This window comes from Chryseobacterium sp. JM1 (assembly GCF_000737715.1).
Classification (GTDB): domain Bacteria; phylum Bacteroidota; class Bacteroidia; order Flavobacteriales; family Weeksellaceae; genus Chryseobacterium.
Window position 1 is genome coordinate 31,246 of the sequence record NZ_JPRN01000007.1, and the last position, 18,297, is coordinate 49,542.

Here is an 18,297-nt window from a genome sequence, read left to right on the forward strand (position 1 = left end):
GTCTATTATTTATATTCATCCCTTATTTCAGGGCTGTTTTGAAAGCATACGGGCGATGAATTGGAATCTGTATTTTCAATGGAAAACCGGTCTTTCATTTCATTATTAAATTCCTGAGACTTATTTCTTTCAATGGAAAGGGTTTTCCAGTGATCATTCTTCATCATTTTCGCAATGTAAACGATCTGTCCGATATGATAGGGATAATGAGCCAACTGACGGCAGACTGCATCCAAAACCGAATGGGCCTCACCTCTTAAATACACGGTATGGTGTATATTTTCATCATTAATCTGATCCAAACCTTCAAAAAGACATTTCCAGCCCGCTTCCCAGCAGTCGATCACTTCCTGTTTGGCTGTAAAGGTATTCACAAATTCATCATCGCGGTTGCGCCACGGCTTTTCTCCGTCTTCTGTCAGGAAATTCGTCCATCTTGACAGCATATTTCCACCGATATGTTTTACGATGACGGCAATGGAATTACTTTCATCATTATACTGCCAGAAGATCTGTTCATCAGAAAGCTGTCCGAATGATTTATCCCCGAGAGATTTATAGTACTGAAACCGTTTTATAAAAAGATCTTTCATGATAGTAAAAATAAAAACCAAGTTAGCAATTTTCCCGTATATATAAGGTAAACAGCAAACATGGTGTGTAAAATAAATGACTTTATGAAGGATCTGAATTCGTTAAAAATTGAACATCTTGAAAAATGGTTCACCGACGAAAGCACGATCTGGATTCCTCCCTCCAAAGAAATTTCAGGAAAGAACAGGATTTTAGCCTTATTCAGAGCGATATTCAGGCGCTATGATTCAATAGAATGGCAGGTTTTTGAAATTTTTCCTTTGGGTAATCAGAGGTATTTTTACCAGACAAAATCTTATGGAAGTATGATTAACAAAGGAGTTTACGAAAACAATATCTGTACAATCGTTCATTTTTCACAGGAAGGAAAAATCATTTATCTGTCTGATTATTTTAAGGATACAAAAGCCTTCAATTAAATTTCACTCTCATAAAAGAATAAAACCACTTCTTTCGAAATGGTTTTACCTCAATAGTTTATTATTAAAAAAGCTTAATCTCTGTTTTTAACCACAATCCAACCTGAATATTTAATTGGTGTGCTCATTTTATCATTCTCGTTCCAGCCCACAGAATACCAGTAGTTTCCTGTCGGAACTTTTACACCTCCTCTGGTAGTTCCTTCCCATTTGTAACCGGTAGATTTATCCACCTGGAAGATCATATTTCCATAACGGTCAAAGATATTCATGACTAGGTTTTTCTTGTTTGCCAAGGCCGAATAATCAATAATATCATTATATCCGTCACCGTTTGGCGTGATGACATTTACAAGATTAGGCACCACGATGCTGATATCTATAGGATCACAGTCGTAAGAATCTTTTACATATATCGTAGCATCTCCTCTTTTAAGGTTAGTAAATACATTGGAATCCTGCCAGTTGATATTATCCAAAGAATATTTGTAAGCCGGTGTCCCTCCTATCACATATACCGTAACCGTTGTGTTTGAAATTTCAATATTTGAAACCACAGGCTGCTCGGAAGGATATACTTTTACATTCTGCACCACCGTACAGTCGCCGGTTTTAAGTTTTACCCAATAGGTTCCTACACCAACATTGGTGATCGCCTGCGTTGTCGCTCCGGTACTCCATAGATAGCTGTTGAATCCAGGGCCTGCATCCAGCGTTGTTTTGTCTTCCACACAAATGATTTTGTCTTTAAGAGTGGTTGAATAAACAGGCGGAATCACTACCAGTGTTACTTTAGCGATATTATAACAGCCCTGAGCATTGGAAACCCTTACATACACCACTCCGCTTGGAGCAATATAGGCTGTACCCGTTAAAATTTCATTAGTCTGATTCGCAGCATCCGTTGCCGAAGGATAATATTTTTTCACTGCGCCGGTTACTCCGGTTACAGGTGCAGAAGTAAGATTGAAAGATGCCGTAGACGGACTGCTCTCGATAGAACATGATCTCAAAGTAGCGTCCGCCACCGTCACTACAGGATGAAATTTCAATGTGATCTGTGCAATGCCGCTGCATCCGAATGTGGAAGTCACTTTTACGTAAATCGTTGCTTCAGCAGAAATAAATGCTGTCGGATTCGTGATTTCATTGATACCTGCATTCAGATCTGAAAGCGTGTTGTAGTATTTTTTTGTTACCGTCGGATCTGCAAAAACGTCCGCGGTAGTAAGGTCATACAGTGCGGTTCCTGCATTATTATTGTTACATTGGGTCAACGTAGCATTTTTCGTGGTGATTTTACCGTCTCTGAATTTAAAGGTTCCAATCTGTTTACACTTATTAAGCGGACTGGTCGGATTGGTCGGATCTGTGTAGCCAATGCTGTAGTAGTACACGGAAGTCATATTGACCAAAGTCGGAACGGTAATGGCATTATTTCCGGTTAACGCATCATTCTGGCTTGTGTGGTAACTTACATAAAAATTAGGATTTCCGTTAAGAATTCCCGCAGTCAGTGTAGAAAAATCAAATACAGCCGGATTAACGCATACCACTACTTCTCTCGGATCTGCAGGGTTAGCCGCAGGAACTCCCGGAGGCGTAAACGGATAAGGCTGTGTAGCCGGATCTGTAAACGGAGATGCCAGTGTTGCCGTACCGCCCCATGTTAAAGCAAAAGGAGCTATCGTAGGATTAAAGACATCCACCCAGTTATCGATGTATAAATAATAGGTTTGACCTGCCAGAACATCCATATATCTGCAATACGGTGTTGGTGAGCCCCCAAGTGCATTGGTAATGGTACTGGTCATATTCATTCCCGTAGATGCTCCCACTCCAACAACTGTCGCCGCATTACAGCGAATGGGCGAACCCAGGCTTCCGCAAGAAACATTAGGCCCATAAATGGCCCAGTCATAATCAGCATTCGGATCATTGGGAACCAGATCAAAAGTAAGCGTTCCACTGGTGGCAATGGTAATTTTATACCAGATTGAATTATGCTCACCGGATGACAGACATCCTCCCAGGTTTTCATTCACAGCGCCAATTCCCAGAGGGCTATAGGTAATATTAGAGTTTCCGCAGACCGCAAGGGCCGTAGCGCAGTCTGCCTGAGCAAAGAAAGCACGCGATATACCGAAAAAAATAAGAAGTAAAAGTTTTTTCATAGATATACAGTTTTTGGTGAATATAATGTGAAAAACACACGGTATGCATTGATTTACAACACATACATCAAATATACCTATATTTTAATCACAAACAATGGATTTTTAAAAATCTTAAATTATTTTAAATAAAAACATAAAATAATTACGATATAATCGAATAAATAGCGACTATTTTATACTTGTAATATTCCCACAAAGATTTTCAAGGTGAAAGATTTTATGGAACGGACTCTTTACTTCCTGCAAATGCTCTTTATCCTGAATAAACGTATATCTTGACGCTATGGAATTCATATCTGATACAATCACGAGCCAGCATTCATCTACCGAAGTATCATAATAAGGGAACTTTTCATTTTTCTTATCAATAAGGTCGAGGATCTTTTCGGAGCAGAGTTCGTCAAAAAGATTCATGCTGTATTCATGGGTAATGAAAACATTTCTGCGGTGAAAAGATTTTCGCATCCCCTTTACACAGCCTACTGGTTTGTTCTTTTTGATGCTTTTGTAAATATTGATGATATTTTCTTCCTGTTCTTCTATATTATCAAATTTAATATTTGGGTGGAATTCTAAAAAATAAACACCACGGTACTTCGCGGTGTCTTCCTGTTCTAATACTATTTCTGCCTGACGGAACATCTTATTCAAGGTACTTTCTACCTTTTTCATTTCCAGATGATTGATCACTTCGGTCAATTCTATTCCGATCTTTTTGTCGTTGAGTTTGGCGATAAAGTCGGGACTTTCGCAGGTGAGGTCTTCAAATTTCACATCGGGGAAATGATGCATAAAAGAATTAAGCAGCAGAATCTCTGACTTTTTTCTGTATTTTTCGCGGTCATGAAGTAGAGATTCGTCTATTTTACGGTGATACTTTTCCATCGGCTTTTTTTTCAAATGCCGGTTCATGTAGTATAGGCTCAGATTCTTTATTAAATCTTCATCAGAAAATGTCTTTTTCATGGGTGATTTTTTTATGTGACCAAAGAACACATGCCATAATGGTTCTCACCGTTAGAAGTTTTTGATTTTCAAAAATTTACCTATTAAAGGTAAGTAAAAAAACTATTCAGCAGATACTTTTAAATGAATTTATCAAATAATTAATGTAGAGTTTATTTTCATAATCAATACCTTTAGTCCTCAAAATATAAACACTATGATTTATGGATTTTAAAAATTTTAAAATACCTTACAACATCAATCCACAATATTCTAAAAAAGCCGCTTATTTTTCGATGGAATTTGCCATTGAACAGGTTTTAAAAATATATTCGGGAGGCTTGGGATTCCTCGCAGGATCTCATATGAGAAGTGCATACAATCTGAAACAGGATCTTATCGGGATCGGAATTCTCTGGAAGTTTGGCTATTACGATCAGGCCAGAAACCATGACCAGACCCTTCAGCCGGTATGGACAAAAAAAATGTACAGCTTCCTGGAAGACACCGGAATAAAATTCCAGATCGAGATCCACAGCGCACCGGTATGGGTGAAAGTATGGTACCTTGATCCTGAGATTTTCAATACAGCCCCGATGTTTTTCCTTTCTACAGATGTCCCGGAAAACGATCATGTCTCCAAAACGATCTGTCACAAATTATATGATGCGAATGAGTCTACAAAGCTGGCTCAATATATCCTGCTGGGAAAAGGAGGCGCCAAATTACTGGATGAAATGAACGCGGAAAGAGATGTATACCATCTGAATGAAGCCCACGGACTTCCCGCCGCATTCTATCTTCTGAAAAAATACAATGGAGATCTGAACAGGGTAAAAGAGAAACTGGTTTTCACTACCCACACTCCTGAAGAGGCAGGAAATGAAAAACACAATCTGAAACTGTGTTATGATATGTCTTATTTCTCAGGTTTTAGTATGCAGGACGTAAAAAGCATTGAGGGAACAGATGACGATCGTTTCAACCATTCTTTATGTGCTTTGAAAATGGCCAGAATGGCCAATGGTGTTTCCCAGCTGCATGGCGTGGTTTCAAGAGCAATGTGGAGTAAATATCCTGGAATATGCGAAATTACTTCTATTACCAACGCTCAGGAATTCAAATACTGGTCAGATAAACCTCTTTATAACGCCAAAGACGAAAATGACACAACTGTTTTCGATTACCGCAAAAAACATTTAAAGAAGAGACTTTTCACCATTGTGGCTGATCAGACGGGAAATTTATTCAATCCTAATATTTTCACCATTGTCTGGGCCAGAAGATTTGCGGGCTACAAACGTGCAGACCTACTTTTACATGATAAAGAAAGATTCTACAAATTACTGAATAACCCGAAATATCCGGTACAGATTATTTGGTCCGGGAAACCATATCCGATGGATTATTCTGCGATTTCCACCTTCAACACCCTGGTAGAAGAAAGCAAGAATCATAAAAATATGGCTGTTCTTACAGGTTATGAACTGGCATTAAGTAAATCGATGAAGCAAGGTTCTGATTTATGGCTCAACAACCCTCGAGTACCGAGAGAAGCTTCCGGAACTTCAGGAATGTCAGCAGCTATGAACGGATCTGTGAACCTTTCTACCGATGACGGATGGATTCCTGAGTTTGCAAAACCGGGAGAAAATTCATTCGTCGTTCCAAAAGCAGACTATATGAATATGAGCATCTACGAACAGGATACTTATGATCTGAATGCTTTGTATGATATCCTTGAAAAAGAAATTCTACCTATGTATTATGACAATCCGGATCAATGGAGAAAGATTCAGTATAATGCGATGAATGATGTTCAAGAGCACTTTAACAGCGACCGAATGGCAGACGAATATTATAAAATTCTATATAAATAATCAAATCAGAATTTGATTTACCCATAAAAAATTCCGTGAAAACATTTTCACGGAATTTTTGTTATTGAAAGTTATTCTTTTTTCTTCTTCGGTACTTTTAAGCCTTTTTCTTTAGCTTCGGAAATACCTATGGCAATGGCCTGTTTTCTGTCGGTCACTTTTTCTCCGGAAGAGGATTTCAATTTCCCCTCTTTGAATTCGTGCATTACCTTTCCTACTTTGTCCTGAGCTTTTTCTGAGTATTTGGTTTTGCTCATGATAAAAAAATTTAAGATTTTGGCAGGGAAACCCCTAATTCATAAACTTCAGCATGCTTCAAATATTTTGAGCGTTCTCTGGAAGTCACCGATTCAAAATGGTCATTCTTAATCACAATGATCGGGTCTTCTATATTTTCAATTTCAAAACTGGCGAAATACCTTTCATCCGGGCTGGTTTTATCTTTGCTGGCCTTTATTTTCTGCAGCTCATCGGCATATTTTCTAAACCCCGGATCAGACGAATGGATAAATTTGTACTCATCGCCTGCATATACGTAGTAATGAAGTTTTTTCTCGATCAATCCGGCTTCATCTGTAATCTGAGGATTGTCATTTCCATCTTTAAACCCAACTTCTACCAAAATTCCTCCTTTTTTATTGGCACATTCTTCCGCATCCTTAAAACTTGAAAATCCGGTATAGACAATCTGATCGGCCAAAACATAGCGATTCAGTTTCTGGTTGTATGCATTCGTTTCCATAATTATTATTTAATTTGATTGTAATGGAATACATTCAATTTTTTTGCCAAATTGTTAATTTTAAAAAATTCACCAGTGTATGACTTTTTTTATTACTTTAGAACTTCAAATCTTACAACTAATATTTTATCATGAAAAATCTTAAAAAGATCGCAAGAGAGCAATTAAAAAAAGTACAGGGAGGTGGCCTTCCGGGAATGAAAAGATGTTCAGATCCGGTTACCTGTCAAACCATGATGTGGTATGCTGTACCACCAATGCAGAACTCATGCAACCCAACACTTCCGGTTTGTCTTACGGAGCTGAATCCACCGGAGTAAGAATAATTTATAAAATAACAACGAAAACAGGATCTTAGGGTTCTGTTTTTCTTTTATGTGGTTATATGAGTAAGAATTATTAAATTTGGAATCATTAAAATTAGAAATGAAAAAATTACTCTTAACTCTTACTGTGGCTGTGGTATTCCATAATGTATCGGCACAGGAAATCACTTTAGATAAAATATATTCAGGATACTACCGTGGTAAAGGCATTGCGGGTATTGCATCCATGAAGAACGGCGAAAACTATCTGGTCATTGAACCTACAGGAATTGCCAAGTATTCGTACAAAACTTCACAAAAAGAAGGCAATATTGTTGACGGTAAATTTGAGAGCTATGAATTCTCTGATGATGAATCAAAAATTCTTCTTTTAAAGGAGAGCCAGCCGATCTACAGACATTCTTTCCTTGGGAAATTTGATGTAAAAGATCTGAACTCCGGAAAAACGATCAGCTTAAATGAAGGCAAAACAGTGCAGGAGCCAAGATTCTCCCCTGATGCCACCAAAGTAGCATTTATTGCAGAAAATAATTTATTCTATCAGGATCTGACCTCAGGAAAAATCACTCAAATTACCAGTGACGGTAAGAAAAATTCTATCATCAACGGTCTTGCAGACTGGGTGTATGAGGAAGAATTCGGGCACGCAAGACAATATGAGTGGACCAAGAATTCTGATGCGGTAGTTTTTGTAAAATCTGACGAAAGCCAGGTTCCGGAAATCTATATTCCTATCTATGGAAAACAGCTTTACCCGGCTGAAATGCGCTACAAGTATCCTAAAGCGGGAGAAAAAAACGCTGTCGTTTCTGCTCAGTTATATCGTCTTGATAGCGGAAAAACGATGCCGTTGAATTTAAATTCTTTCAAAAACTATTATATTCCGAACGTTATTCAGACGGCAAAACCTGATGAAATCGTCCTTGTAACCTCTGAAAGAATTCAGAATGCTTCTGATATTTTAAAGGTTAATACCAAAACGGGAGCGATCCAGAAATTATTCACCGAAACGGATGATAAATGGATTGATACAGACAGCCCGACTCTTGAATTCCTTGAGGATGATTCTTTCCTTTGGGCTTCTGAAAGAGACGGAAACCGTCACCTTTACTGGTACGATAAAGATGGAAAGCTTAAAAAGCAGATCACCAAAGGAAACTGGGAAGTAACTGACTATTATGGATTCAATCCAAAATCTAAAGAAGTTTACGTTCAGACCACTGAAAAAGGAAGCATCAACAAAGTCGTTTCCAAAGTAAATATAGAAAACGGAAAATCCCAGCTGATCTCCAATGCAGAAGGAAATAATTCTGCCAACTTCAGCAAAAACTACAGCTATTTCATCGAAACATCTTCTGCGGCTTCAAAACCTTACACTTTTGTTTTAAAAGACGGAAACGGAAAGACGGTAAAAGAACTTCAGAATAATAATGATCAGCTTCAGAAATTAAAGGCTGATAATTTTTCGGAGAAAGAATTCATCACCATTCCAAATGATGCGGGAGATCAGATGAATGCCTGGATCATCAAGCCTAAGAACTTTGATCCGAATAAAAAATATCCTCTCTTTATGTTCCAATATTCCGGACCGGGATCACAGCAGGTGGCCAATTCATGGGATACAGGAAATACTTTATGGTTTAATCATTTGGTACAGAAAGGATATATCGTTGCTTGCGTAGATGGTCGTGGAACAGGTTATAAAGGAACTAAGTTCAAGAAAGTTACCTACATGAATTTAGGAAAATACGAGATTGAAGATCAGATCACCGCTGCAAAATGGTTCGGAAACCAGTCTTATATTGACAAAACGAGAATCGGAATGTTCGGATGGAGCTTCGGTGGATATATGACCAGTTTAGCGATGACTAAAGGTGCGGATGTTTTCAAAGCGGGAATCGCTGTAGCACCGGTAACCAACTGGAGATATTATGATTCTGTATACACGGAGCGATTCATGAGAACGCCTCAGGAAAATCCGGACGGATATGATAAAAACTCACCTACAGAATATGCTAATCTGCTCAAAGGTAAATTCCTTCTCATCCACGGAACAGCCGATGACAACGTACATTTTCAGAATTCTATGGAATTCTCTGAAGCATTGATCCAGAATAAAAAACAGTTCGATTTCATGGCTTATCCGGATAAAAACCACGGAATTTATGGCGGACAGACAAGACCGCAGCTGTATCAGAAAATGACGGATTTTATTTTGAATAACTTGTAAAACTAATAATGAACAGGATTATTTTATTAGCATTTATTATATCTTCATGGTCAATAAGCGCTCAGACAAAAGCAATAACAGAAGACGGAAAGGAAGTTGTTCTTTTTGAAAATAAAACATGGAAGTATGTTAATGAAAGTGACGAAAAAACTCTCGAAACCATTACAACCAATGACCAATTATTTGAAAAGACAAAAGAATCCACTTTTTTAATAAGAAGTAAGAATGTTGATGGCGGTTTTTATTATAATCCAAAAAGCTGGAAAATTGTAAAAGCTCCAGGAAATGTTTCTTTTGTAGAATATGCATTCAGTAATAATTCTAATTCTGCGGTATATTCATTATTTGGAAGTGAAATTCTGCCAGTTCAGAGTTTGAAAAATTTAAAAGATATTCTGATTCCTATGATCCAGAGAAATACAGATTATTTTAGATTAAAAAGATTAGTTTGACCTAAATAGGTTCATTAAGAGTAGATTACAAGAATGGAAAATGCTATCGGTAACGATTTAGTAATGGTGCTTACTGCACTTGCTTTCACTTGATTACCTTGTAAATCATTAATGCAAATGTAATAAATTAATGGGTAAAGTACATTACTGCTTTACCCATTTTTTCATCTAAGTTCTATGAAAAAATCCCCCCATAGGGTGTAATCTGTGATATTGGTTTCAAGATTATTTCCAAATTTTGGCTTATATACAATAATTGTAACTCCGAAACAAATAGTGCTAACTTTTAAAATGATTACGCTATGGAAATCGTATTGAGTAAAATATTATCGCAAATTAGGTATCAGGAAGATAAACTTTCATCTCAAATGTTGCCAACATCGGAAGAAGCATATCAAATGACCTTATTCCTTAATGAAATGTTGTGTTCCATAAAAACCCAAGTCGTACAGACTGGATTTACAGATGAACAGCAAGAGATAGAATTTTTCAAAAATATCAAACCGCAAGTTTTAGGTAAACTCATATACTATAACAAAGTATTCCGTATTGAAACAACTTGTCCGGTGAGTAATGGGGAAATACACCAAAGCTATTATGAGAACCTATTAAAATCGCTGAAATCAGAATATAAAGAGAGTATATGCAATGAAGATTTTTACAGGTACTATCGTACAGGAAGGACTGACCGAGATCATTCTTTTTTCAGGCTCGGGCAAATCAATTACCACGATGGCTTAAAGAGTGGCGTATTTGAAATCGACCTTAGTTTTTCAACATACTATGATAACAAGATAGCTCATATTATAGCGAACGAATTACTTTATACTTATATGATTGCTAAAATAAATCCTGAAGAAAATCCAGATTTGATTTTAATAAATGGAGATGCAAATAAAGATATTTCGTGGACAAATACTCAAAATGCCCTTATCGAACTTATATATGCTTTATATGCTTCAAATTCCATTGCTTATGGAAAAATAGGTATTAGAAAATTAGCTTTGATTTTCCAGGTGTTATTCCGAACGCCCTTAAACGATATACATCATTCTTTCCATAGAATGAAAACAAGAGCAGGTTCTCGAACGGCATTTTTAGATCAGCTCAAAATATCCCTTGAAGAGTATATGGACAAAGACCTTTAGTTGTTTCATTACAGTTTTTAAGAGCAGAACATTTTTTGTACTGCTCTTTTATTTGCCCATAAATGCCAATTGGCAAATGTCAGTAAAACTCCATTAAGAAATATCTTAAATGCTCCAAAACCCTTATTAAACAAGGGTTTCTCATAATTGTAAAAATTTTCAAAAAACCGCCTAACCAATTGGCGAGGGTTGGCGGACAAACACTGCCACCTTTGAGAATTTTGCATTGTAAACATTAAGGAGCAATGCGATGAAAATAATCACAATCGAAGAAGAAGCGTGGCAACAGCTCAACAGCCGTATTAATGCCATTGCTGATTACCTGAAAAGATTAGACAACACAAGCTATGATGACTTGTGGCTTAACAATCACGAGGTATGCCAATACCTGCACATCAGTGAAAAAACTCTATGGCGTATGCGGACCAAAGGCGAGATAGCATACTCGAAAATCTACGGTCAATATTTCTACACTATTGGAGCCATTAAGGATATGCTCAATGCCAATGCTATACAAAGCAGTGATGAATTTGTACAGGAATTAATGGCAAAAGGCAAAAGCTATATGGAAAAAGGCAGAAGACTAAAATCCGACAAACCCTAAAAAGTGTGGCTATGAATATTGATAGAATGGAATTTATAGCGTGGATGGAACGCTTAATGGGTCGCCTTGATATGCTGGGCGATAATATAGATGAACTGCAAAGGAAACGCAACAGCATAGACGGCGAAGAATTATTGGATAATCAAGACTTATTGCAAATGCTGAAAATCAGCAACCGCTCCCTGCAACGGTATCGCTCCATTGGCAAGCTACCCTATTATACGATAAGCGGAAAACTGTATTACAAGTTGTCCGATGTGCATCAGTTCATAAGAGAGAGCTTTAACCCTCCTCCTAAGAAATGAAAGCCAATGAACGCCAAATACTGCCTTTGAGTGCCACATCGGGCGAGGCAGTGAACGCTTATTTTACTTTCGGCGATGAACTTTAAATTTTTCAGATTATGACCGAAGAAACAACAAACAAACAGGAAATGCCCGAACAACTATCGGACATATTATTGGTGCTGGATAAAGATAAAATGAAAATCCAAGCAGTAAAGAGCATTGACAAAAACGGGAAAATGGAAACTGTTGACCCCACAAAAAAGAACCAAAATCAGTTTATGCGTGTGGACAAGCACGGCGATTTCTTTTCAAATTTCTTCTCCAACTTTATCAGCCAACTGAAAAACCCGACCAACTTTTCATTTTTCAAAGTACCCGAACCTATCGCCGTAGAAAAGGCAAAGGAAATGCAGAAACAAGTTGACAAGCCTACACCGGAGGGCGAAAAAGTGATGAAAGAACACGAAATAAAAACCGACACACAAGAGAATAATAAACAAGAAAATAAAAATGATATGGCAACAGCACAAACAACACCGGAAACAAGCGAATACCGCTATAAGCCGGAGCAGATTGATTGGGACACAATGAAAAATCTCGGATTGAGCAAGGAATACCTCGAAAAAAGAAACCTGCTCGACCCTTTGTTACGAGGTTTTAAAACCAACGAACTTGTACCAGTAGGCATTAACCTCGGAGGTTCTATCCTCCGCACAGATGCCCGTCTGTCTTTACAGCAGGGCGAAGGCGGAAATGTTATCGTGGCAATACACGGTATCAAAAAAGAACCTAATCTGCACTTTGAGTTCTTCGGACATAAGTTTACGGATGAAGACAAGAAAAACCTGCTCGAAACAGGCAATATGGGGCGTGTGGTTAATCTAATCAATTCTAAAACAGGAGAACTGATGCCATCCATTATCAGTGTGGACCGGCTGACCAATGAGCTTATTGCACTAAAGACAGATTTCATAAAAATTCCTGACGAAATTAAGGGCGTAAAGCTGAATGAAAAGCAAAAGCAAACCTTAATGGAGGGTAAGCCGCTTCAGTTAGACGGAATGATTTCTAAAAAGGGAACTGAATTTTCGGCAACCGTACAGTTCAATGCAGACAAGCGCTATGTTGAATTTATGTTTGACAGAAGCAACTCTAATCAGCAAGCACAAAGCAGGGGGCAGAATAACCAACAAAGTCAGCCGCAGGAAGCTCCAAGAACATTCAGAGGTAAGGAACTGACAGATGAGCAACATAAGGATTTTAAAGCCGGACAAACCGTCTATATTGACGGATTGAGGGATAAAAAAGGGCAGCCATATCAGGGTTACATCACTTTCAATAGAGAAACCGGAAAAACCAATTTTGAATTTCCTAATAAATATAAGGAAAGGGTTAAACCCACCGAAGCTCATAAAACGCAAACTGCCGTCAATTCGGAGGGCAAGACCAACGAAGCGACCAAAAACATCAAAGAGCCTTTGAAGTCGGAGCAACAAAGACCGAAAAACAAACAGCAGCAGGAACAACAGGAAAAGCTCAAAGCTCCTGCAAAGTCCAAAGGCAGAAAAATGTAGTAAAGTATGAAAACAATCATTGCAGAAAAACCAAGCGTAGCAAGGGAAATAGCCGGACTTGTGGGAGCATCCGAGAAAAAGGACGGCTACCTGACAGGCAACGGCTATTTTGTTACGTGGGCATTCGGACACCTTATCGGGTTGGGAATGCCAGAAGATTATGGAATATCAGGATTTGATAAATCAACCTTGCCAATACTGCCCAATCCCTTTTTGCTGACCGTTCGGAAAATTAAAAAAGACAAAGGTTATACAGCCGATACAGGTGCATTAAAGCAGCTGAAAGTTATTGAACAGCTTTTTAACCGTAGCAACAGTATTATAGTGGCTACCGATGCAGGACGTGAAGGCGAACTCATTTTCAGGTACATTTATGAATACCTGAAATGCAACAAGCCCTTTGAACGCCTTTGGATAAGCTCACTAACAGAAAAAGCCATTAAACAAGGTTTTGATAATCTTAAAGACGGGACAGCATTTGACGGATTATACCAAGCAGCACAAGGCAGGAGCCGTGCCGATTGGCTGGTAGGCATCAATGCTACACAGGCATTGAGCATTGCGGCAGGTAATGGGATTTATTCGCTCGGAAGAGTGCAAACGCCTACACTCGCTTTGATATGTAAACGCTATCTGGAAAACACGAGTTTCTCGGTAAAGAAATATTGGCAGATACAGTTATCGCACAACAAGGAGTTCATTGATTTTAAAAGTATCGCCACAACCAAATGGGAAGACCAAAAGTTAGCCGATGATACGCTGAAATCTATTCAACGGAGTGGAATGGCAACGGTTACATCAATGGAAACCAAAAGCGTTACAGAGCAACCACCTTTGCTGTTTGATCTTACGGGGCTACAAAAAGAAGCCAACAAAAAACTCAACCTCTCTGCGGAAGAAACGCTCAATATTGCCCAAAGCCTTTACGAAAAGAAGTTTATCACTTATCCACGTACAGGAAGCAAATACATACCCGAAGATATGTGGGCAGAGATCCCTAACCTTGTGAGGGCTTTGCAGGACAGAGAAACCTGTAGGCAAGCCGTATCAAAAGTGAAATGGGGACGGTTCAATAAACGCATCGTAAACGACCTGCGTGTTACCGACCATCACGGATTATTGATAACGGATAAAATCCCGTCTGCATTATCTGCAAAGGAAAATGCAGTTTATGATATGGTTGCCTTTCGGTTGCTCGAAGCCCTTTCACAGGCCTGTGTCAAAGAGATAGCCGATGTCGGTTTGCAGGTGTCGCATTACGATTTTGCGGCAAAAGGCTGTAAAATCATAGAAGCGGGTTGGCGTGGCATCAAAGGTAGTTTCTCCGATGATGATACCGAACCGATACAAGATTTGCCCGAACTGAAAAAAGGTGATGAACTCAAAATCAAGGAAGCTGCCGTTTTGGAAAAGAAGACAAAACCGCCAGTACTTTATACTGAAGCCGGGCTTTTGTCGGCTATGGAAAGTGCAGGAAAGGAAATCGAAAATGAAGATGAGCGCAAGGCTTTACAAAATATCGGTATCGGTACTCCGGCTACAAGAGCTGCAATAATCGAAACCCTGTTTACCCGCAATTATATCCAACGAGAAAAGAAGTCCTTAATCCCTACCGAAAAGGGATTGCAGGTCTATGAATTGGTCAAAGACCGAAAGATTGCGGACGTGGCAATGACTGCCGAATGGGAACTCGCATTGCAGAAAATTGAGAACAACGAAGCGGATGCAGATGCATTTCAAAAGGAAATGGAAAATTATGCTTCATCTATTACCAATGAATTACTGCAAACTTCCATCGCCCAAAACCACCTGCCCAAATTGGTTTGCCCGAAATGCAAAAGCCAACAACTCATTATCCGTGATAAAATCGTGAAGTGTCCAGATGAGGGTTGTAATTGGGTGCAGTTCCGCAATGTGTGCGGCGTACAAATTGGTCTAGCCGATATTGAAAGCCTTGTCAGTAAAGGAAAAACTTCACTCATAAAAGGAATGAAAAGCAAGGCGGGTAAGAAATTCGATGCTTTCATCGTGTTGAATGAGGATTACAATACCTCCTTTGAATTTGCTAAAAATAAAAGCTACAAAAAGTAATGGAAAATAAGCCTGCCATTAGTCCAAAGGAAATCAAGAACCTGATTTATACCATACGTGACAAGCAAGTGATGTTGGACAGCGACCTTGCGGTTTTGTATCAAGTAGAAACAAAAAACCTTAATAAAGCTGTAAAACGGAATATTGATAGGTTTCCTGAAAAATTTTGTTTTCAACTGACCGTTGAGGAAGTCGATTTTTTGAGGTTCCAATTTGGAACCTCAAACGTGGGGCGAGGTGGAAGACGTTATCTTCCCTACGTTTTCGGCGAACAAGGAATAGCAATGTTGAGTACTGTGCTTCGATCCGATGTGGCTGTAAAGGTCAGTATTGAAATTATGGATGCGTTTGTAGAAATGCGTAGAATGCTCATCAGCAATGCTTCCCTCTTTCATCGCTTGGATAAAATTGAGCTGAAACAATTAAAAGCCGATCAGAAGATTGAGGAGATTTTCAAGGCTTTGGAAAGCGACAAACTCTACAGCGAAAAAGGTGTTTTTTACAACGGGCAGGTCTTTGATGCCTATACCTTTGTTGCGGATATTGTCCGAAGTGCCAAAAGCTCCATTATCCTGCTCGATAATTATGTAGATGATACCGTACTGACCTTATTGGGGAAACGCAACACTAATGTGACCGCAACTATCTACACCAAAACCATCAGCAGTCAGCTACGGTTGGATGTACAACGGTACAACAGCCAATATCCCCCTATCGACGTAAAGATTTTCTCCGATGCACACGACCGCTTTTTGATAATAGACCAAACAGAACTGTACCATATCGGAGCATCGCTCAAAGACCTGGGCAAAAAATGGTTTGCCTTTTCGAGAATGGATATTGAGGTAGGCAGGATGCTCCAAATTCTCAACAACACATAAAACAAAACCCTCCGAAATTCAAGAGGGTTTTGCTTTAGCCTTTAGATGCTTCCAAAGATGCCTTTCTGAACTCCTTTAAAAGTTTTTCCAATTCAAGAGAAGCCTTGCGTGCTCTTGTACCTGCCGCTTTGTTTCCTTTTCCTGCCTGTAATTCAGCATCTGCTTTCAGTGTTTCAAAGCTCGCATTGATTTTTTCGATTAGTTCATTCATTATGGTAATGGATTAAAAATTTCAACACAAAAATAGAAAAAAATAATTTCACTGTCTTGCTATGTTAATTCGGACTTGTATGTTAGCGGAAGTTTTTATTGTTCGCCTTTTAGCTCTTCGATGAAATGTTCTCCTAATGGAGAAAGCCGGTAACCTACATTGTGGCTTATGGTCAAGCCTAAATTTTTCAGTTTTCGGATATTTAGTTTTAGCCATTCTTTTTCAAAGCCTGTCAATTTTGCAATACCTATGGCGTGTAAATTGGGATTGTCTTTTATCGTCAACAGGATTTTTTCAGTCCAATGACCTTGTTTACTGTAAAGGTCTAAACGCTCTAATCTACCTTTTAACTCTTCAAATTGCTGTTCTGACAATCCTGTTTGCTCCCTCAACTTAATTCGTGGGTCTTCGGCATGATAACGAACGGATATTTTAAAAATAGTTCCTGTGCTGTTGTGGGTAAATGATTTTAGCAACTGCTTTTTTTCCGTAAAGCCTGCCTGTACTGCTTCTTTGTCGCTTATATCATTTTCGCTTACAGCTTCAATCTTGCCGATTTCGAGCAAACCAACAGATGTATGCAAAAGGCTTCCGGTTTTAACGGAAACCTTTTGCCACTTACGAAATGCCAAAGTGATTTCTCCCGATTTAATACCTTGCAGGTGTACTCCCTTAAATAGCATAATTATAATTCTTTTACATACTTGTTCAAATCAAATGACTTTCTACCAAGCAATTTTTCAAGTGTACTGTCCACATGTGAAAATTCGCCTATCTTAATCCCGTTGGCCATACTGACCAATAAATCCACGACTTCGACAGGTATTTGATAGCTAATCAGTTCTTCTCTGAAAACTTCATCCGAAATATCAACGTGGTTTACGGTTATACTTTTTTCTTTACTTATCACCCCTGCCAATTCATCAAATGAATATGCTGTGTTACCTGTTATTTCATAGGTCTGGTTTCCATGTGCATTTCCCGTTAATACGTTTGCAATGGCTTCCGCTATGTCTGTCCGTGATACAAAACTTACTTTTCCGCTTCCCGATGGATAACGGATTTCGTTCGTTTGCAAGGCATTTCCAATCAGTTCGGGTATGGCTTCCATATACATGCTGTTTCTGAAAAAGGTATAAGGGATATTTGTTCTCCTTATCAGTTCTTCCGTATAGTATTGTGTTTGCGTTCCTTGAAAAACGGTATTTGGTCGGGCTTGCACCATACTTGTATAAACAATGTGCTTTACGTTGTTTTCCACGATTGCGTTTACTACATTTTTTTCCTGTTGTTTGGCTGTTTCTGTATCCACCCCAATAGTAGATATTTGCAATACTGTCTCTACGCCTTTGAAGACCTCTTTAAGTGTGTTGTAATCGTTGTAATCCGCTTGTCTGGTGGTTACGCCCTTTTCCTTAAATTCATTTACCGTTTCGGGGTTTCTGACAATGGCAACAATATCGGTCGGTGCGACTTTCTGTAACAAAAATTGAATGGTCGATTTGCCTAAATTTCCGTTTGCTCCTGTAATGGCTATCATAACTTTAATTTTTCTGTAAAATTAACAGCCTTGCTTTACTGAAAATTGGATAAAACCGACAACCGGAGGAATTGCGAGGAAGAGGAGTTTAGTAAATTTGAGTACGACAACTTCAATCGTCATTTTCGAGGATATCCGTAAATTGCTTATATTCGCAGTATGGAAAAGTCAGATTAGCATATACAAAGAAAATAGT

19 protein-coding genes are annotated in these 18,297 nt (G+C 38.6%); 11 read left to right on the forward strand and 8 right to left on the reverse strand.

Going from position 1 to position 18,297, the window contains the following annotated elements:
• Nucleotides 1-5 precede the first annotated feature (5 nt).
• Nucleotides 6-593 carry a DUF1572 family protein gene (locus tag IW22_RS13175; protein WP_034727090.1) on the reverse strand — a complete coding sequence of 196 codons (588 nt, stop codon included), beginning with the start codon at nt 591-593 and terminating at the stop codon, nt 6-8.
• A gap of 84 nt (nt 594-677) precedes the next feature.
• Between IW22_RS13175 and IW22_RS13180 the strand changes: the two genes are divergently transcribed.
• Nucleotides 678-1,013 carry a nuclear transport factor 2 family protein gene (locus tag IW22_RS13180; RefSeq protein WP_131401730.1) on the forward strand — a complete coding sequence of 112 codons (336 nt, stop codon included), beginning with the start codon at nt 678-680 and terminating at the stop codon, nt 1,011-1,013.
• Nucleotides 1,014-1,087: 74 nt separating this feature from the next.
• Here IW22_RS13180 and IW22_RS13185 read toward each other — a convergent pair whose 3' ends face one another.
• A complete protein-coding gene (locus IW22_RS13185; RefSeq protein WP_034727093.1) occupies nt 1,088-3,187 on the reverse strand; it encodes a T9SS type B sorting domain-containing protein in 2,100 nt (699 codons plus the stop codon).
• A gap of 171 nt (nt 3,188-3,358) precedes the next feature.
• Nucleotides 3,359-4,156: a hypothetical protein gene (locus tag IW22_RS13190; RefSeq protein ID WP_034727095.1), complete on the reverse strand. Its 798-nt coding sequence runs from the start codon at nt 4,154-4,156 to the stop codon at nt 3,359-3,361.
• Between the two features lie 203 nt (nt 4,157-4,359).
• Here IW22_RS13190 and glgP point away from each other — a divergent pair, with 203 nt between their 5' ends.
• Entirely contained in the window at nt 4,360-6,015 is a 1,656-nt protein-coding gene (gene glgP, locus IW22_RS13195; RefSeq protein WP_034727096.1) for an alpha-glucan family phosphorylase, read from the forward strand.
• A 71-nt stretch (nt 6,016-6,086) separates the two neighbouring features.
• Here the strand turns inward: glgP and IW22_RS13200 are convergent, their stop codons facing one another.
• The gene (locus IW22_RS13200; RefSeq protein WP_034727099.1) at nt 6,087-6,272 is read right to left on the reverse strand and encodes a DUF6496 domain-containing protein; all 186 of its coding nucleotides are present in this window, start codon (nt 6,270-6,272) and stop codon (nt 6,087-6,089) included.
• An 11-nt stretch (nt 6,273-6,283) separates the two neighbouring features.
• Nucleotides 6,284-6,757 (reverse strand): hypothetical protein, encoded by a 474-nt coding sequence (locus IW22_RS13205; RefSeq protein ID WP_034727101.1) that lies wholly within the window; start codon nt 6,755-6,757, stop codon nt 6,284-6,286.
• Nucleotides 6,758-6,888: 131 nt separating this feature from the next.
• On the opposite strand from IW22_RS13205, the gene IW22_RS13210 reads away from it, so the two are divergent.
• From IW22_RS13210 to IW22_RS13255, 9 genes are all read left to right on the forward strand, one after another.
• The gene (locus IW22_RS13210; protein WP_034727103.1) at nt 6,889-7,077 is read left to right on the forward strand and encodes a bacteriocin-like protein; all 189 of its coding nucleotides are present in this window, start codon (nt 6,889-6,891) and stop codon (nt 7,075-7,077) included.
• Between the two features lie 106 nt (nt 7,078-7,183).
• Nucleotides 7,184-9,313 carry a S9 family peptidase gene (locus IW22_RS13215; protein WP_034727104.1) on the forward strand — a complete coding sequence of 710 codons (2,130 nt, stop codon included), beginning with the start codon at nt 7,184-7,186 and terminating at the stop codon, nt 9,311-9,313.
• Nucleotides 9,314-9,321: 8 nt separating this feature from the next.
• Entirely contained in the window at nt 9,322-9,765 is a 444-nt protein-coding gene (locus tag IW22_RS13220; RefSeq protein WP_034727107.1) for a hypothetical protein, read from the forward strand.
• A gap of 302 nt (nt 9,766-10,067) precedes the next feature.
• Nucleotides 10,068-10,913 (forward strand): RteC domain-containing protein, encoded by an 846-nt coding sequence (locus tag IW22_RS13225; RefSeq protein ID WP_034727108.1) that lies wholly within the window; start codon nt 10,068-10,070, stop codon nt 10,911-10,913.
• Between the two features lie 250 nt (nt 10,914-11,163).
• A complete protein-coding gene (locus tag IW22_RS13235; RefSeq protein WP_034727114.1) occupies nt 11,164-11,517 on the forward strand; it encodes a helix-turn-helix domain-containing protein in 354 nt (117 codons plus the stop codon).
• A gap of 11 nt (nt 11,518-11,528) precedes the next feature.
• Nucleotides 11,529-11,822 carry a helix-turn-helix domain-containing protein gene (locus IW22_RS13240; protein ID WP_034727116.1) on the forward strand — a complete coding sequence of 98 codons (294 nt, stop codon included), beginning with the start codon at nt 11,529-11,531 and terminating at the stop codon, nt 11,820-11,822.
• A 98-nt stretch (nt 11,823-11,920) separates the two neighbouring features.
• Nucleotides 11,921-13,378 carry a DUF3945 domain-containing protein gene (locus IW22_RS13245; protein ID WP_034727118.1) on the forward strand — a complete coding sequence of 486 codons (1,458 nt, stop codon included), beginning with the start codon at nt 11,921-11,923 and terminating at the stop codon, nt 13,376-13,378.
• A 6-nt stretch (nt 13,379-13,384) separates the two neighbouring features.
• A complete protein-coding gene (locus IW22_RS13250; protein ID WP_034727120.1) occupies nt 13,385-15,469 on the forward strand; it encodes a type IA DNA topoisomerase in 2,085 nt (694 codons plus the stop codon).
• Nucleotides 15,469-16,350 (forward strand): ORF6N domain-containing protein, encoded by an 882-nt coding sequence (locus IW22_RS13255; RefSeq protein WP_034727122.1) that lies wholly within the window; start codon nt 15,469-15,471, stop codon nt 16,348-16,350. The genes IW22_RS13250 and IW22_RS13255 overlap by 1 nt, the downstream gene beginning before the upstream one ends.
• 34 nt (nt 16,351-16,384) lie before the next feature.
• Here IW22_RS13255 and IW22_RS13260 read toward each other — a convergent pair whose 3' ends face one another.
• The 3 genes from IW22_RS13260 to IW22_RS13270 form a co-directional block, all read right to left on the reverse strand.
• Nucleotides 16,385-16,561: a histone H1 gene (locus IW22_RS13260; protein ID WP_034727124.1), complete on the reverse strand. Its 177-nt coding sequence runs from the start codon at nt 16,559-16,561 to the stop codon at nt 16,385-16,387.
• Nucleotides 16,562-16,656: 95 nt separating this feature from the next.
• Entirely contained in the window at nt 16,657-17,244 is a 588-nt protein-coding gene (locus IW22_RS13265) for a hypothetical protein (RefSeq protein WP_034727126.1), read from the reverse strand.
• A gap of 2 nt (nt 17,245-17,246) precedes the next feature.
• Nucleotides 17,247-18,101, reverse strand: a complete 855-nt coding sequence (locus tag IW22_RS13270; RefSeq protein ID WP_034727128.1) for an SDR family oxidoreductase — start codon at nt 18,099-18,101, stop codon at nt 17,247-17,249.
• Between the last annotated feature and the right edge of the window lie 196 nt (nt 18,102-18,297).